This window comes from Flavobacterium sp. OHVDL-2026-0007 (assembly GCF_059882335.1).
Genome location: NZ_CM187612.1, coordinates 3,886,228 through 3,903,420 on the forward strand (window position 1 = coordinate 3,886,228; position 17,193 = coordinate 3,903,420).

Genomic DNA, 17,193 nt, shown 5'->3' on the forward strand with positions numbered 1-17,193 from the left:
TAAGCATTGTGGATTTTTTAAGTTCACACAAATAGAATCATCTTAAAGAGCACATGAAACTTTTTTATACAGAGTTGAGTAAATAATATACGCAGGCATTCTTTTTTTATGTTGACAACTATAGGGTGAATTTAAAGATTGCCTTTGTTAGGCAATCTTTGTAAGTTTTGCCAATTGTTATTTTATTTTGCCCTATTATAATATGATTGTTTTCAATGCTGTCAATATTAGTAAGATTGACAATAAAAGAGTTGTGGACTCTCATGAATTCATCAGGGAGATTATCAATTAGCTCTTTTAATGATTTGTAATAGGTGTGTTTTATGTTTTCAGTTGTTATAATCTGAACATAATTGCCTAAGCCTTTAATTACTGCTATAGAATCAAAAGGAAGTTTTATGATTTTTTTGTCCGTTTTTATGAATGTAAATTTTTCATCTTTCATAACTGTTACTCTTATTTTTTTTAGGAGAATTGAGATTCTTAAGTAAATTTAAGTAGTTGTAATGAAAAATCCTCATAAACGATATAATCTGTTCATGAGGATTTTTGTTTGAGAAGATTCTCAGTCGAAAAAAAACGAGTTCGACTGAAGACTAAAAATTATGCATTCGCTGTAACAGCTTCTTTGTTGATTTTATTGATTAAACCAGCTAATACTTTTCCTGGTCCCACTTCAGTAAACAAAGTAGCACCGTCAGTGATCATTTGTTGTACAGATTGAGTCCATTTTACTGGAGCAGTCAATTGAATAATTAAGTTCTTTTTGATTTCGTTTGCATCAGAAACGGCAGTTGCGGTTACATTTTGATAAACTGGGCAGATAGGAGTAGAGAAAGTAGTTGCTTCAATAGCTGCTGCTAACTCTTCTCTAGCAGGCTCCATCATTGGTGAGTGAAAAGCGCCACCAACTGGTAAAATTAGCGCACGTTTTGCTCCTGCGGCCTTCATCGCTTCACAAGCTTTTTCAACTGCAGTCGTTTCTCCTGAGATTACTAATTGTCCTGGGCAGTTGTAGTTTGCAGCTACAACAACTCCGTCAATTGAAGCACAAACTTCTTCCACTATATTGTCTGCTAGACCTAAAACGGCAGCCATTGTTGAAGGTGTGATTTCGCATGCTTTTTGCATAGCTAAAGCACGTTGGGAAACTAATTTTAATCCGTCTTCAAAAGATAAAGATCCGTTAGCAACTAATGCTGAAAATTCGCCTAAAGAGTGTCCTGCAACCATTTCTGGCTTAAAGTCTTCGCCTAAAGTTTTGGCTAAGATAACGGAATGTAAAAAAACAGCTGGTTGTGTTACTTTAGTTTCTTTTAGTTCCTCAGCAGTGCCTTCAAACATAATATCGGTAATTCTGAAACCTAAAATTTCATTAGCTTTTTCGAATAATTCTTTGGCTAAAGCCGAACTTTCATATAAGTCTTTGCCCATTCCTGTGAACTGTGCACCTTGACCTGGAAATACGTATGCTTTCATTTGTCTAATTTAAAGATTGAATTTTTTTGAATTGAAAATTAGTTTCAATTGAAAGGCAAAAATAGTACTTTTTTAGCTCGAATAATTCTTAAACATATAAATCCATAATAATCTTGAAAATCTTAGATTGAAAAAAGACAAGGAAATTATGACAACAGCTATAATGGGAATGATTCTTAAATCAAATGTTTGTTCAAAGAAAAATTGTGCAATACAATAGGTGGCAATACCTTGAGCTACAGTTAGTCCATAATTTACATACATGGCGCCAAAGAAATAACCAGGTTCTTTTTCAAATTTATTATGGCAATGACTGCAATACTGATTCATTTTTGGGAAACCGAAATTCAGGAATATGTTTTTATCTTTAAACACTTTTCCTTTATGACAATTAGGACATTCGTTTTTCAAAATATGGACTAGTGTATTGGACATGATGTTGTTGTTTTTTATTTATACAAAGGTATTTTAGATTCAATTAAATCTATTTTTATATCTTCGCTAGTTGTAGCACAATAAAGACATTTGTTATGAAAAAGTATCCTGTTTATAGTGTTCAGAGTTTTAGTTGTAATGATATTCATCGGGATTTTTATGTCAATACGTTTAAAGAACATTTAAAAAGCCACAGTTTTGTTGAAGAACCACATCGTCATGATTCGTATTTAATGGTTTTTTTTACAAATGGTTCTGGAATTCATGAAGTTGATTTTGATCGATTCGAGATCAAGAGAGGGAGTTTGTTTGTTTTGCAACCCGGACAGATGCATCATTGGAGTTTGTCTGAAGATGTAGAGGGTTATGTGATTATTTTTTCTCAAGAGCTTTACAATTTATATTTTGGGCAAAAGAAAATTAACGATTATAACTTTTATCATTCTATTCATAATCGGCCTGAAATAGTTTTTGAAACTGAAGAACTGCCTATGATTTTGCCTTATTTTAAATTGCTTATTCAAGAGAATGGATTTCCTAATAAAATGCAATTGGATAAAATGCTAAATTTATTAGATTGTCTTCATATCGAGATTGCGCGAAAATATAGTCTGACCTATTCCCATCAGACGCATTCTTATAATGTGAAGATTAGTGCTTTTGAGATGCTGTTAGAGAAATTTTTTAAAAAAGAGAAAGCACCCTCGTTTTATGCTCAAGAGTTACATATTACGTTAAAGCATTTGAATCGAATTTGCAAAGAGATTTTAGAAAAAACGGCTACAGAAGTGATTATGGATCGTGTAATCCTGGAAATTAAGCGAATGTTGATGGACAAGCAACTGGCGGTAAGTGAAATAGCTTTCGCTGTTGGCTATGACGATTACTCTTATTTTTCTAGGGTTTTTAAAAGGCAAACTGGATTTTCACCAACAGAGTTTCGAACGAGTAGTGTTCATTAATGGATTTGTTTTTTATTTTCTTGATTAAGAGCTTGTTTAGCGCTAAAAAAAGAAAACCCTATACTTTGTTTACAAAGTACAGGGTTTGTCCTCAACCAAATTAAATAAGGAAGGATGAGATTAAGCTTGTTTTGAAAACTGTAATTCAATGTTCAAACGAACTTCCTCTCCAACTAAAACACCGCCAGTTTCTAGAGCTGAGTTCCAGTTTAATCCCCAATCTTTACGATTGATTTTACCTTCTATGCTTAAGCCTACTTTTGTGTTTCCCCAAGGATCAGTCATGATTCCGCTAAATTCTACTGGAAATTTTACTGCTTTTGAAACGCCTTTAATGTTTAAATCTCCAGCTAATTCGTAACCACTATCATCAATTTTTTGAAAAGAAGACGCCTTAAAAGTTAATTTCGGATTGTTGTCAGCATCAAAAAAATCAGCACTTTTTAAGTGATTATCTCGATCTGCATTTGCGGTATCAATAGAAGCAATATCTCCTGAAAATTCGATAGCTGCATTTTCGAAATCATTTCCTTCTGTAGTGATGCTAGCATCGTAAGCTCCAAATTTTCCTGAAACATTTGTAAACATCATGTGTTTAACTTTGAAACCAATTTCTGAGTGTGTTGGGTCGATAGACCATTTTGTAGTTGCCATAATTTTATTTTTTTTTATAATAATAATTTCATTTTGATAGGACAAAGTTACGTTGGTACCAGTGGAAACACACTTAACCTAGATTAAGAAAAAAGTGGATAAGGTATTGGTATTCATGTTTGTATTATTTTTTGGTTGTTGTCTAGTAGGGAGTTAATTAAATTATTTCTCATTGTCCCTATAGTAAGTCAAGGCTCCTGAGGGGCAATTTTTTACTGCTTCAATGATTTTATCTGTTGTTGAGGCTTCGGGTACAATCCAAGGTTTCTCCTTTGGCTGAAATACATCGGGATTGCTCCTTACGCAGTTGGCCGAATGAATACATTTTCCAGATTGCCATACAATGGTTACTTCACCATTTGTATATTCTTTGGTAAGATCGTTTGGATCCATGGCTGAGAATTTTAGCTATTTTATTTGAAAGGCGAATCGTTTTTCTGATATAAATTTAATGTTTCTTTTTAAGTTTTGTGTAGGTTAAAAAACAAACAAAATGAGCGATAAGAATCTGATAATCAGTATTTTCATCGCTCATTTGAGAAGGGGGTATTGTTGGATTAATAATTCATCGGAATTTCCATTAAAAGAAATTCTGAATCAGTATTAGCCTTGATGTTCAAGGTTTCAAAATCTGAGATTCCCATCGCATCACGTGTATTTAATTCCTGTCCGTTAATGGTTAGGTTTCCTTTTAAAACAAAAGCATAAACTCCGTTACCTTCTTTCTTTAATGGGTAGGTTGTGGCAGTTCCAGCGTCAAAATTCCCCATATGAAACCAAGCGTCTTGATGAATCCAAACTCCTTCATCGTCTGCATTTGGAGATAAAACTTGTGCGAGTTTATTGTGTCTGTCTGCAACGTCTAAAGTAATTTGTTGGTAACGAGGTGTTACGTTTCTTTTGTTTGGGAATAACCAGATTTGCAATAATTTAGTTTGTTGATCTGCATTTGGATTGAATTCACTGTGTTGAATACCGGTTCCAGCACTCATGACTTGGATATCACCATTTTTAATGATTTCCGTATTTCCCATGCTGTCTTTGTGCGCTAAATCGCCTTCTAAGGGGATGGTGATGATTTCCATATTATCATGAGGGTGGGTACCAAATCCCATTCCACCTGCTACAGTATCATCGTTTAAAACACGAAGTGCTCCAAACTGAATTCTGTCTGGATTATACCAGCTCGCAAAACTAAAACTATGATAAGCGTTAAGCCATCCGTGATTTGCATTTCCTCTTGTTTCTGCTTTGTGTACTATTATATTTTCCATAATGATTGCTGTGTTATTATTTTTATAGTACAAATTTACAACGATCATCAAGCATATGTGCTTAATGTAGATTAAGAAAAAGGGAATGCTTCATTTCTAGTCGAATTTTTGTAAAGGTTAACTATATTGTGTGATGAATTGCTGAACAACGGCATCGGTATGCTCGTGATTTTTTTTCTTTTCTAAGGTTATAGGAGGTGAAGCTCTCTCTAAACAATCTTTTACGGCGCAGGTTTCGCAGGTGACTCCAACAATTCTTTTTACAAGAGGTTTTCCTTCAATGAATTTGAATTTCTTTTTCATGGTGGGTGTAATCAAAATTCCCACTGATATACTTCTGACGCAATTTTGTACAAAAGGATCTTTAGTGGCGGATGAAAAAACCAAATATTCATTCCCACTGTTGGCATAATTCGAAATCTGAGCATCAAAAAAATGAGATTTCTTTTGCTTGATAGCTTCGTCAATGGTTTTAATGGAGACCCATCTTCTGCAATAATGTTCGTTGGTTTCGTTTGCGTGCGGTTCTTGCTGATTGGTAATGTGCAATTCTTTTTTAATCTGATAAACATCTGAGCCAATTTGATGAGATAATCGCAAAAAGAATAAATTCTTTAGATGAAAATCTTTGGGTAGTAAATTGGTTAGCCTTTGATAAAAGGATTCTGGAGAAACGTCAAAACTTTCGATTAAGGCTACAAATTCTTCAGGATTTGGTTTGTCATTGTTCAGGAAGAGGTTGATTTTATCTACGACCAATTGTCTTGGTAGTAATAAGGCTCCTGCAAAATAGGAGGCATAAAAATTATGTAAAACCTGATCAAAATTGTCAAATTTAATCCAGCTAAAGGTGAGTAGTCTGTCTGATAAATCTAGATAGTTATAGGCTATTTCCTTGGCTAAAATAAAGGCGCGTTGTGGTTGATCAATTTCTGTTGAAAGTAGTAACGTTTTACTCTTTGGAACGTATATTGAACGTAAATCACCTAAAGCTTCTTGATCTGTAAAAGCGATTTCTTTGATGGTATAGTCGTATTCTTCTTTTAAAATGGCTTCCAATTCTTCAATACTGATCTTAGCATCTAAATTGATTTGAAAGGACTTTGAAAAAGCAATGACTTTATCTTCTAAGTCTTCAAAGTAGTTGCTGTGAGCTTCCTGATAAGAACGCAATGCCGCTAAGAAAAAGCTTTCTCTGCTTAAGTTGTAGTGCTGTGCTATTTCGATAATGGTACTGATGAAAGCATTGACTTTGGCTGGCGCATTGGCGATAATGTCAATTAGATCGGCTTCTTGGATACCAAATAGCTCTAGTGGAATCTCTTTTAAAATCCCTGATTTTAAAATTTCACCAATAGGAGCAAGGTTGTTATCGAGTTTTAAAGAGACCATTTGGTCATAACTGGTTTCCAAATGTTCGCATAAAAGCAATATTTTATCTGTTTTAGGATATTTTTTTCCTTTTTCAATTTCGTTTAAATACGATTTTGAAAGATTGGTCAATTTGGCTAGACCAAAAAGAGAAAGGTTTTTTTGTGTTCTAACTTGTTTGAGTTTTAGCCCAAATATCAGCTTTATATAGTCTTTTTCGATATCCATGATTCAAATGTAATCATTATAAAAATAATCGCCAAAAAATTATTTTTAATATTTAGCGAACGTTCGCTTGTTTTGTAAAAAACTTTTTTATAACATTGTACTGTCGTAACAGGTTAGTTATCAAGTCGCTATTGATTAAGTGTCTTATAGAGACAGTAATGATAAAAAAGCGATTGCGTATCTGGCCAATTAAAAATAAAATCTGCAGCTATGAAAAATCAATTAGAGATTACCGAGACGGCCATGGAATTTTTAGCCGAAAAGAAGCTTTCTTATCCCACTATTTGGACTGATGAAGCAAGTGCTTTTATAAGTGAATTGCATAGAAAATTCGAATCGCAACGAAAATTATTGCTATTGCAACGTGAGCAAAAGCAAGTCATGTTTGATCAAGGTGTCATGCCAACATTTCCTTTAGAAACGAAAACGATTAGAGAACGTAATTGGGTAGCAGGTGAAATTCCAGAGGATTTACTTGATCGTAGAGTGGAGATTACTGGGCCAGTTGATCGTAAAATGATTATCAATGCTTTGAATTCAGGAGCCAAAACATTTATGGCAGATTTTGAAGACAGTACCTCTCCAACCTGGCAAAATTTGATGGAAGGACAGGTCAATTTAATTGATGCTGTAAATAAAAGTATTTCATTTATAGATGTCGTTAAAAATAAAAGTTATCATTTAAATGAACAAATTGCTACACTGATTGTTCGTCCAAGAGGTTTGCATTTAGTTGAAAAGCATCTTTTAGTAGAAAGTAGTCCAGTTTCAGGTTCTTTAGTAGATTTTGGATTGTATGTTTTTCACAATCATCTAAAGTTGACGCAAAATAATTCTGGGCCTTATTTCTATATTCCAAAATTAGAGCATTATCTCGAAGCGCGTTGGTGGAACAATGTAATTGATTTTACCGAAGACTATTTGAAATTAGAGCCAGGAACGATTAAGGTTACTGTTTTGATAGAAACGATAACAGCGAGTTTTCAGTTGGATGAAATTATATACGAATTGAGGGATCATATTGTAGGCTTGAATTGTGGTCGATGGGATTATATTTTTTCCTACATCAAGAAGTTTCGTAAAAATGCAAAGTTTATCGTTCCTGATCGCGATCAAGTAAATATGACTTCACCTTTTATGGATGCTTACTCTAATTTGGTTATTCAAAGGTGTCATAAAAGAGGTATTCATGCCATTGGTGGAATGGCTGCTCAAATTCCGATTAAAAATAATGAGGAAGCTAATGCTGCTGCTTTTGCTAAGGTAAAAGCGGACAAAGAACGAGAAGTACGCAATGGACATGACGGAACCTGGGTGGCACATCCCGATTTGGTGGCTTTGGCGAAATCTGTTTTTGATATGGGAATGCCTGCTCCAAATCAAATTCATGTAGAAAGAGAACAGCGTAAAATAACGGAAGAAGATTTGATACAACCACCAGTAGGAAGTATAACAGAAAATGGTGTTAGGAAAAACATCAACGTGGGCGTGTTGTATTTGGCTTCATGGTTGAACGGTCAAGGCGCTGCGGCTTTGCATAATTTGATGGAAGATGCTGCAACAGCTGAGATTTCAAGATCACAATTATGGCAATGGCTACAAAATAAAGTGGTTTTGGATAACGGACGAAAACTAGATTTGGCGTATTATCACGAATTGGCTTTGGATGAATTTCGAAAAATTAAAGACGAACTAGGAGAGGGAAATTACGAAAAAAGACAATTTCCTTTGGCTGAAAAAGTGATGGAAAGATTGGTTGTAAATCCTGATTTCGTTGACTTTTTGACCATCCCCTGTTACAAATATTTATAAATGCTTTACTAACCAAACTAACTATATTGCTTATGAAAACTAGAGAAGACAGAATTCAGGAATTGATTAACGATTGGATCACTAACCCAAGATGGAAAGGTGTTGAACGCCCTTATACTGCTACTGAAGTGGTAACACTTCAGGGATCCTATCAAATTGAGCATTCTATTGCTAAAATGGGAGCGCAAAAATTATGGAGAAAGTTAAAAAGTCAGGACTATGTAGCAGGCTTAGGGGCTTTAACAGGAAACCAAGCAATTCAAGAAGTTGATGCAGGTCTAGAGGCGATTTATTTAAGTGGATGGCAAGTGGCTGCTGATGCGAATTTGGCGGGTGAAATGTATCCGGATCAGTCTCTTTATCCTGTGAATAGTGTGCCAATGGTAGTAAAGAAGATTAATAGTGCCTTGTTAAGAGCGGATCAGATTCAGGTTGTTAATGAGGTTGAAGATAAAAAGGATTATTTGGTTCCGATTGTGGCAGATGCCGAAGCCGGCTTTGGAGGGAATTTAAATGCCTTCGAATTGATGAAATCAATGATTGAAGCTGGAGCTTCTGGAGTTCATTTTGAGGATCAATTGAGTTCTGCTAAAAAGTGTGGACATTTAGGAGGTAAAGTTTTGGTACCCACGCAGGAGGCTATTAATAAACTAATTGCTGCTCGATTGGCTGCTGATGTTATGGGAGTGTCAACCCTTATTGTAGCAAGAACGGATGCCGATGCAGCAAATTTGTTAACGAGTGATGCTGATCCTAGAGATGCAAAATTTATTACGGGAGAAAAAACAAATGAGGGATTTTTCTATGTAAATAGCGGTATTGAGCAAGGGATAGCAAGAGGGTTAAGTTATGCACCCTATGCCGATTTGATTTGGATGGAAACTAGCAATCCTGATTTGGTGTATGCTAAAAAGTTTGCTGATGCGATGAAAAAGGAATTTCCAGATAAAATGTTAGCGTATAACTGTTCGCCTTCTTTTAACTGGGCCGCCAAATTATCAATTGCAGAAATGGAAACCTTTAGAGAGGATCTCGCTGCGATGGGGTATAAGTTTCAGTTTATTACTTTGGCAGGATTCCATGCTTTAAACACGAGTATGTTTGAATTGTCTAAGGCGTATAAAGAACGTGGTATGGCTGGTTATTCTGAATTACAAGAAAGAGAATTTGCTTTGCAGAAAAGCGGATTCAGAGCGGTAAAACATCAAGCTTTTGTAGGGACTTCTTATTTTGATGCGGTTCAAAATACCGTAACTATTGGAAGATCGTCAACCACTGCAATGAAACATTCTACCGAGGTTGAGCAGTTTTAATTCAATTTTAAAAAAAAACACGGTTCTTGATTGAACCGTGTTTTTTGCTTTTTTTACTTTTCAAAGCGCTTTATGACTGGTTAGACAGTATTATTTCTTCAGAAGTCTAGCTTTCATTTTACTAAAAAATTCAGGTGTAACGCCAATAAAAGAAGCAATTTGCTTTTGAGGTACTTTATACACTAATGTCGGGTATTTGGCACAGAACTTTTCAAAACGTTCTTCAGCTGATAAGCTCAAATTATCCATCAATCTTTCCTGATTGGCCACTAAAGAATTCTCCGTTAAAATTCTGAAAAAACGTTCTAGTTTTGGAATTTCATGATACAATTGTTCCTGGTTTTCTTTCGACAGCAAAACAACTTCGGCATCCTCTAATACTTCTATAAAAAGCTGTCCTGGTTTTTGCGTTAATAAACTATACAAATCACTTATCCACCAACCTTGACAAGAGAAACTCAGTACATGTTCGACTATATTGTCATTGATATTAAAGTTTCGTAAGATTCCAGAGTTTACAAAATACGAATGTTGGCAAACATCACCAGCATTTAATAAAATGGTTTTGGCTTTATAGGAGCGTGTTTCTGTTTTGGAGAGAAAAAGTTCTTGTTCTTCCGGGCTTAGAGCAACGTGTTTGGCGATATTGTCAAGAATTAAGGGCATTATTTCTCTTTTATTAACTTGTAAGAAGTCACTTTGAAACGGTTGTTTTCAATTTTTCCAATTACAGAAGCTTTACGAATTTTGTTGCAAAAGCCATCTTTAGCATGTGCGTCTCCATGTTCATCGATAGTAGTGCCATCAACAAAATAAGATTTTCCATCAATACGAACGGCTAAATCGCAGCTTTTGCCTTCCATTCCAAATTGACATTCGCCACAAGCTGTTTCGACAATCTGAGGTTTTTCGGTTGTTTTTTTATCTTGAGCATGGATAGTGATGCTTAGAAATAGAAAGGCTAAAAAGGCTAGTTTTTTCATTTTTTTATGAATTTACGGTTATAAATTGGGCAGTTGTTTTTGCCCTTTGGGTGACTTCTTCAATCGGTGTGTCTAAGGTATCATTTGTTAAAACAACACCCATACGACGATAGGGTCTAGAAGTGGGTTTTCCAAAAATACGGAAATCGGTTTTCGCTAAGGCGGCCACTTTTTCTATTCCCGTAAAAGTGGGGTTGTTGGAGTCTTCAGATGCTAGAATTACGGCGCTTGCTCCAGCTTTTTCGAGCGTAATTTCGAAAATAGGTAAACTTAGAATGGTACGCAGGTGCAATTCAAATTGATTAAAATTCTGAGTTCCTGCCAAAGTAACCATTCCAGTATCGTGCGGTCTTGGTGAAAGTTCTGAGAAATACACCCCTTCATTGGTCAAGAAAAACTCTACGCCAAAGAGACCTGCTCCTCCTAGGGCTTCTGTAATTTTTTCAGCCATGTCTTGGGCTTGGTATAAATCGGCTTCAGAGACTTTTGCTGGTTGCCAGCTTTCCTGATAATCACCACGTTCTTGACGGTGGCCAATCGGGGAGCAAAAAAGAGTTGGGTTGTTATTTTGAGTAATGGTCAATAAGGTAATTTCCGAATGGAAATCTACAAAAGCCTCTACAATTACTTCGATAACATCACCGCGAGAACCTGCCACAGCATATTCCCATGCTTTCTCGATATCCGTTTGCGTTTTTATGGTCGATTGTCCTTTTCCAGAAGAAGACATCAATGGTTTTACCACGCAGGGCATTCCGACTTCTTGTACTGCTTTTTGTAATTCGACCGCTGAAGTGGCGTATTGGTATTTGGCTGTTTTAAGTCCAAGTTCTTTGGCGGCTAAATCACGAATAGCTTTACGATTCATGGTAAAGTTGGCTGCTTTTGCCGAAGGGACAACCGTTATGCCTTGTTTTTCATAATCATAAAAGCGTTCGGTACGAATTGCTTCAATTTCAGGGACGATAAAGTCAGGTTTATGTTTGTCAACAATACGATCCAATGCTTCTCCATCGAGCATGTTGATTACTTCAAAATCATGGGCGACTTGCATCGCCGGTGCATTGGGATAACTATCAACAGCAATTATAGTCTGGCCAATTCGTTGTGCGGCAATGGTAAATTCTTTGCCTAATTCGCCAGAGCCTAGAAGTAATATTTTCATGTAAGAAATTTTGAGATTTTTAGCATCAAATGCGGTTAGTAAAAGTAAAGAAAATTGTTTTTTATTTGGAGGTTGTTTTTTGATATTTTGCTATTTTTTTTGACTGTTGGCAACGAAGTATAATTCAAGTAAAATAGGCTGTTTGTAGGGAGGAACGATGATTTTGTGGTCTCCTAGTAGAAGACGTTTCTATCAAGCGTTACTTTTTAGGCTGCTTGGTGTGGGAGCATAAAAAAACCGATACTTTATATAGTACCGGTTTGTTGTTTTTAGTGGAAGTGATCTTCTTCAATTTCAAATTCTGCATCTTTTTCCCAGATTTCCATTTCACACGGTTTACAGTTGAATTTTAGTTTGTATTCCAGCTCACCTTGTTTTAAAACCAATGGCTCTTTTACTTTAACACCCATTATATCTTTTTGATGTATTGGACATTTTTTTAATTCGTATTTGATGCAATATTTAGTTGTCATCACGCGTGATTTTCCTGGATCCCATTGCAATTCAAAAGCTTTTTCAATTTCGGTAACACCGTGTCGCTCGTAGAATTTACGAGCGGTTTTATTGGAAACATTGTACATGAAATCCAATTTAGTTTCAGGATACGGATGTGATGTTTTAACCAATTGATGCTCTTCACGTTTGTAGTTGGCCAAACGAATCTCTGATAATTGATCGTAAACTGTTCTTCTCATTTCATTGATTTTTGAAATAGGAAGGAACCAGTTGTCGGTGAACATTACATTAATTTCATCGGCAGTATAGGGTGTGAAACCTGTTTTGGCCAATTGGATTTTAATGTTTTCCTCGATTGATTCTCCAGTTTTAGTTTGCTCTTTCGAATGTTCTAAAGTAACCGTACTTACGTTTGCGTCTTCATCGGTTGCGATTAATTCAAAACCGTTTGCATTTTCAGTAAGTAATAAAGTGGTGCTGATTTTTCGAACTGCGCTATCTTCTCTTTCTACAATTTTGATAAAAGCAGCATCATTATTACGGTAAATAAAGGTGCCCTCTTTTATTTCTTTTAAAACGTTTGGATATATTTTGCCATTTTCAGCTTTGTTTACATAAATTCCGTCCGCTTCATTGTTTTCGTTAATGAAACAAAGTCCGTCGCCATTGTTTAGTAATTCACCGTTTTCGATTTCGTAGGCACTTCCAACAGTTCGGATTAATTTACCGATATATTGTCCTTTTGATTTTGGGCTTTCCCAAGAACCAATACTATTATTTCTATCGTTTACAAAATAATCAGTATACCCACGGTTGAAAGTTCTGTTTAAAGAAGAATCAAAAGTGAAGGTACATTTTCCAGAAGAAGCTTTTTTGTATTTATCGCTTCCTTCTCCTTCTAAGTAACTGTCTAATTTTTGACGTAAATAAGAGACGTTGTTTTTGACGTAAACAATATCTTTCAATCGTCCCTCGATTTTAAAAGAAACGATACCTGCTTCGATTAGATTGGGGATTTGATCTGAAATGTCTAAATCTTTAATGGAAAGTAAGTGGCTGTTTTTGATTAAAGTGTCTCCGTTTCCGTCAATTAGGTTATAAGGCAAACGACAGTTTTGCGCGCAAGAACCACGATTGGCACTACGTTCTCCGTTGGCTACACTCATATAACAGTTTCCGCTGAAGGATACACACAAAGCGCCTGTTACGAAGAACTCTAATTCTACATCTGCATAGTCGTAGATTTCTTTAATTTGATGCAAGTTTAATTCACGCGCTAAAACCACACGTTTAATTCCGGCATCTTTTAGGAATTTAATTTTATCAGCATCACGATTGTTGGCTTGCGTGCTTGCATGAAGCACAATAGGAGGAAGGTCCATTTCCATAATGGCCATGTCCTGAATAATCAAGGCATCAACACCGATCTGGTATAAATCCCAAATCATTTGACGACAGGTCTCGAGTTCGTTATCGTATAGAATAGTATTCATTACCACAAAAACTTGAGCATTGAATAAGTGTGCGTATTTTACAAGTGCAGCAACATCTTCAATGGAATTGGTGGCGTTTGAACGTGCACCAAATTGGGGTGCTCCAATATAAAGGGCGTCTGCTCCACTGTTTATGGCTGCCATTCCCTGAATTAAATCTTTAGCAGGAGCTAGTATCTCTATTTTTTTCTTCATCGAGTTGATGATAAATTATTTATTTCTAAAACTGTACTTTTTTGGGCTTTCGGCCAAAAAAGTTTACAAAGTTCTTATAAATAATTCGAGTTTACTAATGCTGGAGGGACTTTTTTTTTTGAAGTAAAAAAAAACAGCTCAAAGTATAAAGTGATGAAACTTTACAACTTGAGCCATTTTAGTAAAATAGATTTATATTTTTATAGAGTCAAAGCTTCTTTGATTCTGCGTAAAGCTTCTTTTAAAATATCGTCGCTCGTAGCGTAAGAGAAACGAATACAATTTGGATTTCCAAAAGCATCACCTGTTACAGTAGCTACATTAGCTTCACCTAAAAGGTACATGGAAACATCGTTCGCATCTTTGATCTCAGTTCCTTTTAATGTTTTTCCAAAGAAAGAAGAAACGTCTGGGAATACATAGAAAGCTCCTTCTGGAACGTTGATTTTTACTCCTGGGATTTCTTTTAACAATCCAACAACTAAATCTCTACGAGTATGGAAAGCCTGAACCATATGATTCAATACGCTTGGATCAGCATCTACAGCAGTAATTGTAGCGCGTTGTGCCACAGAGTTTGCACCTGAAGTTACTTGTCCTTGAATTTTTGTACACGCTTTTGCAATGAATTCTGGAGCTCCAATGTAACCAATTCTGTATCCTGTCATAGCAAATGCTTTTGCTACTCCATTTACAGTAATGGTTCTTTCTAGCATTCCTGGGATGGATGCAATACTGCAGAAAGTTCCAGAGAAATTGATGTGCTCGTAGATTTCATCTGCCACTACATAAATGTTTGGGTGTTTCTCTAAAACTTTGGCTAGAGCTGTTAGTTCTTCTCTGCTATAAACAGATCCAGAAGGATTACAAGGAGAACTGAACCATATCATTTTTGTTTTTGGTGTGATAGCTGCTTCTAGTTGTTCCGGTGTCATTTTGAAATCCGTATCTACAGAAGTAGGAACTTCTACAGGAATTCCTCCAGAAAGTTTTACAATTTCGAAATAAGAAACCCAGTAAGGTGCAGGTAAAATTACTTCGTCACCATCGTTCAACATTACTTGTGCAATGTTGTATAAAGATTGTTTTGCTCCTGTTGAAACTACAATTTGTGATGGTTTATATTCTAGATTATTGTCTCTTTTGAATTTTCTGCAAATAGCTTCTCTCAGTTCTAAATAACCTTCTACTGGAGAATAAGTACTGTAATTTTCATCTACTGCTTGTTTAACAGCTTCTTTAATGAAGTCAGGTGTATTAAAGTCAGGTTCACCTAAACTTAGACTGATAATATCTTTTCCTTGTGCTTTTAATTCGCGTGCTAAAGCAGCCATTGCTAAAGTTTGTGATGTCGATAAATTGTTGATTCTGTCTGAAAGAATGTGATTCATTATAAAAATTTTGAATATCCTTAATTTCAACTTAATTAAGAACGGTTAATTATTAATAGATTTTTGTTTTATGCTAATTCAGGTTTCATTCCAAGATCTTTTAAATGCTTGTAATGAGCAATAACAGCACCTCTCATGGTTTTGAATTCATGGTAAGGTAAGTTGCACTCGCTTGCTGTTTGTTTGACAATTTCAGCAATTTTCCCATAATGAACGTGACTAATATTGGGGAAAATATGGTGTTCAATTTGATGATTTAATCCTCCGGTAAACCAATTGACTATCTTGTTTTTTGGCGCAAAATTAGCCGTGGTGTACAATTGATGAATAGCCCAAGTGTTTTCGATTTCTCCCTCCTCATTTGGAACGGGATTTGACGTTTCTTCCACAACGTGTGCCAATTGGAATACGATACTTAAAATTAATCCAGCAGTGTAATGCATGACGAAAAATCCAATGACTACTTTCCACCAGGTAACACCTAATATCATAGGTAAAGCCATCCAGATTAAGACATAAATTATTTTTGTGATCACCAAAACCGTCCATAATTTTGCTGGACTTTGTGGCGCTCCGTATGATAATTTTCTTTTTAAGTAATTTTTCATTTGCTTAAAATCGGTCGTTAATGCCCAGTTAAAAGTCAATAAACCATATAAGAAAAAAGAATAATAATGTTGGAATTTATGAAAACGGTGCCATTCAGCGTTTTGTGTAAAACGAATAATTCTTCCTGCATCTAGATCTTCATCATGACCGTGAATATTCGTGTAGGTATGGTGTAAAACGTTATGTTGCACTTGCCAGTTATGTACATTTCCTGCTAAAACATAAATGCTTCCGCCCATAACTTTGTTGATCCATGATTTGGAAGAGTAGGATCCATGATTTCCATCGTGCATCACATTCATTCCAATTCCAGCCATTCCTACTCCCATAAGAATGTTGAGTAACAATTGTGCCCAAAATGGCATATTGAGTGTTAGTATCAAAAAATAAGGCGTAAGGAAAATTGCAAACAGAATAACGGCTTTTAAATGCAGCTTCCAGTTTCCAGTTTTCTGAATGTTATTCTCCTTGAAGTAATTGTTTACTCGAGAGTTAAGTGTTCTGAAGAACTTCAGATTGTCTTGCTTAGCAAATGTAGGCGCAATGTTATTCATAATTAATTTAAATAGTTTTCAAAGGTAATTATTATAAATTTTCAATTTGCAAATTTGAGTTAAATATTTCAACTCTAAAGTAGTACTTTTGTTAAAAAATTAAAGCAATGGATGAGATATTGAAATATTTTCCTGATTTGACCGATCTTCAAATCGAACAGTTTCAAAAATTAGATTTTTTATACCACGATTGGAATGAAAAAATAAATGTTATTTCGCGCAAAGACATTGATGCATTATATACTAAACACATTTTGCATTCATTAGGAATTGCAAAAATTATGAAGTTCGAACCAGGTGCAACAGTATTGGATGTTGGAACTGGTGGTGGATTCCCTGGGATTCCACTAGCGATTCTTTTTCCTGAAACGCGTTTTTATTTAATTGATGTTATCGCAAAGAAGATTAAAGTAGTGCAAGGTGTTGTTGATGCGTTAGAATTGAAGAATGTAAAAGCAGAGCAGAAGCGAGCAGAATTGGTTAAAGGTGATTTTGACTTTATTGTGAGTCGTGCGGTGACCAACATGCCGGATTTCGTGAGTTGGGTAAAAGACAAAATCAAGAAACAGCATAAACATACCTTAAGAAACGGGATACTGTATCTTAAAGGGGGGGATTTAACCGAAGAATTGAAAGATTTTCCAAAAGCAACCTTGTATGATTTGACTACTATTTTTGAAGATGAATTCTTTGAAACTAAAAAAGTGGTGCATTTACCCTTGAAGTTTCAAGCTTAGTGAAGTTTGATTCAGCTTCGTTTAAAAGAGGAATAATAAAGAAAACGCCGTAAATTTCAATTGAAATTTACGGCGTTTTTAT

At 35.4% G+C, this 17,193-nt stretch carries 17 protein-coding genes; 4 read left to right on the forward strand and 13 right to left on the reverse strand.

The window, feature by feature from the left end; translation table 11 throughout:
- Positions 1-118: 118 nt before the first annotated feature.
- From AC51AA_RS15980 to AC51AA_RS15990, 3 genes are all read right to left on the reverse strand, one after another.
- Positions 119-445, reverse strand: coding sequence for a LytR/AlgR family response regulator transcription factor (locus AC51AA_RS15980; RefSeq protein ID WP_500703214.1), 327 nt, complete (start codon positions 443-445; stop codon positions 119-121).
- Between the two features lie 158 nt (positions 446-603).
- Entirely contained in the window at positions 604-1,479 is an 876-nt protein-coding gene (gene fabD, locus AC51AA_RS15985) for an ACP S-malonyltransferase (RefSeq protein ID WP_500703215.1), read from the reverse strand.
- A 72-nt stretch (positions 1,480-1,551) separates the two neighbouring features.
- A complete protein-coding gene (locus AC51AA_RS15990; protein ID WP_500703216.1) occupies positions 1,552-1,914 on the reverse strand; it encodes a DUF983 domain-containing protein in 363 nt (120 codons plus the stop codon).
- A 95-nt stretch (positions 1,915-2,009) separates the two neighbouring features.
- Here AC51AA_RS15990 and AC51AA_RS15995 point away from each other — a divergent pair, with 95 nt between their 5' ends.
- Complete coding sequence (locus tag AC51AA_RS15995) at positions 2,010-2,876, forward strand: helix-turn-helix domain-containing protein (protein WP_500703217.1); 867 nt, start codon at positions 2,010-2,012, stop codon at positions 2,874-2,876.
- A gap of 120 nt (positions 2,877-2,996) precedes the next feature.
- Here the strand turns inward: AC51AA_RS15995 and AC51AA_RS16000 are convergent, their stop codons facing one another.
- The 4 genes from AC51AA_RS16000 to AC51AA_RS16015 form a co-directional block, all read right to left on the reverse strand.
- Positions 2,997-3,530: a YceI family protein gene (locus AC51AA_RS16000; protein ID WP_500703218.1), complete on the reverse strand. Its 534-nt coding sequence runs from the start codon at positions 3,528-3,530 to the stop codon at positions 2,997-2,999.
- Between the two features lie 162 nt (positions 3,531-3,692).
- Positions 3,693-3,923 (reverse strand): (4Fe-4S)-binding protein, encoded by a 231-nt coding sequence (locus AC51AA_RS16005; RefSeq protein ID WP_500703219.1) that lies wholly within the window; start codon positions 3,921-3,923, stop codon positions 3,693-3,695.
- 164 nt (positions 3,924-4,087) lie between these two features.
- Positions 4,088-4,804: a pirin family protein gene (locus AC51AA_RS16010; RefSeq protein ID WP_500703220.1), complete on the reverse strand. Its 717-nt coding sequence runs from the start codon at positions 4,802-4,804 to the stop codon at positions 4,088-4,090.
- Positions 4,805-4,921: 117 nt separating this feature from the next.
- The gene (locus AC51AA_RS16015; RefSeq protein ID WP_500703221.1) at positions 4,922-6,403 is read right to left on the reverse strand and encodes a helix-turn-helix domain-containing protein; all 1,482 of its coding nucleotides are present in this window, start codon (positions 6,401-6,403) and stop codon (positions 4,922-4,924) included.
- A 210-nt stretch (positions 6,404-6,613) separates the two neighbouring features.
- Here AC51AA_RS16015 and aceB point away from each other — a divergent pair, with 210 nt between their 5' ends.
- Together aceB and aceA are read left to right on the forward strand one after the other, a co-directional pair.
- Complete coding sequence (gene aceB, locus AC51AA_RS16020; RefSeq protein ID WP_500703222.1) at positions 6,614-8,215, forward strand: malate synthase A; 1,602 nt, start codon at positions 6,614-6,616, stop codon at positions 8,213-8,215.
- 32 nt (positions 8,216-8,247) lie between these two features.
- Entirely contained in the window at positions 8,248-9,528 is a 1,281-nt protein-coding gene (gene aceA, locus AC51AA_RS16025; RefSeq protein WP_500703223.1) for an isocitrate lyase, read from the forward strand.
- 90 nt (positions 9,529-9,618) lie between these two features.
- Here aceA and AC51AA_RS16030 read toward each other — a convergent pair whose 3' ends face one another.
- The 6 genes from AC51AA_RS16030 to AC51AA_RS16055 form a co-directional block, all read right to left on the reverse strand.
- On the reverse strand, positions 9,619-10,194 hold the full coding sequence (locus AC51AA_RS16030) for a Crp/Fnr family transcriptional regulator (protein ID WP_500703224.1): 576 nt from the start codon (positions 10,192-10,194) through the stop codon (positions 9,619-9,621).
- A complete protein-coding gene (locus AC51AA_RS16035) occupies positions 10,194-10,511 on the reverse strand; it encodes a DUF6370 family protein (protein WP_500703225.1) in 318 nt (105 codons plus the stop codon). Before AC51AA_RS16035 ends, AC51AA_RS16030 begins: the two co-directional genes overlap by 1 nt.
- Positions 10,512-10,515: 4 nt before the next feature.
- Entirely contained in the window at positions 10,516-11,676 is a 1,161-nt protein-coding gene (gene purT, locus AC51AA_RS16040) for a formate-dependent phosphoribosylglycinamide formyltransferase (RefSeq protein ID WP_500703226.1), read from the reverse strand.
- Positions 11,677-11,945: 269 nt separating this feature from the next.
- Positions 11,946-13,820 carry a peptidase U32 family protein gene (locus tag AC51AA_RS16045; RefSeq protein WP_500703227.1) on the reverse strand — a complete coding sequence of 625 codons (1,875 nt, stop codon included), beginning with the start codon at positions 13,818-13,820 and terminating at the stop codon, positions 11,946-11,948.
- Between the two features lie 200 nt (positions 13,821-14,020).
- Positions 14,021-15,211 (reverse strand): pyridoxal phosphate-dependent aminotransferase, encoded by a 1,191-nt coding sequence (locus AC51AA_RS16050; protein WP_500703228.1) that lies wholly within the window; start codon positions 15,209-15,211, stop codon positions 14,021-14,023.
- A 68-nt stretch (positions 15,212-15,279) separates the two neighbouring features.
- Complete coding sequence (locus AC51AA_RS16055; protein ID WP_500703229.1) at positions 15,280-16,374, reverse strand: fatty acid desaturase family protein; 1,095 nt, start codon at positions 16,372-16,374, stop codon at positions 15,280-15,282.
- 107 nt (positions 16,375-16,481) lie between these two features.
- Between AC51AA_RS16055 and rsmG the strand changes: the two genes are divergently transcribed.
- Positions 16,482-17,111: a 16S rRNA (guanine(527)-N(7))-methyltransferase RsmG gene (rsmG, locus tag AC51AA_RS16060; protein ID WP_500703230.1), complete on the forward strand. Its 630-nt coding sequence runs from the start codon at positions 16,482-16,484 to the stop codon at positions 17,109-17,111.
- Positions 17,112-17,193: the final 82 nt, after the last annotated feature.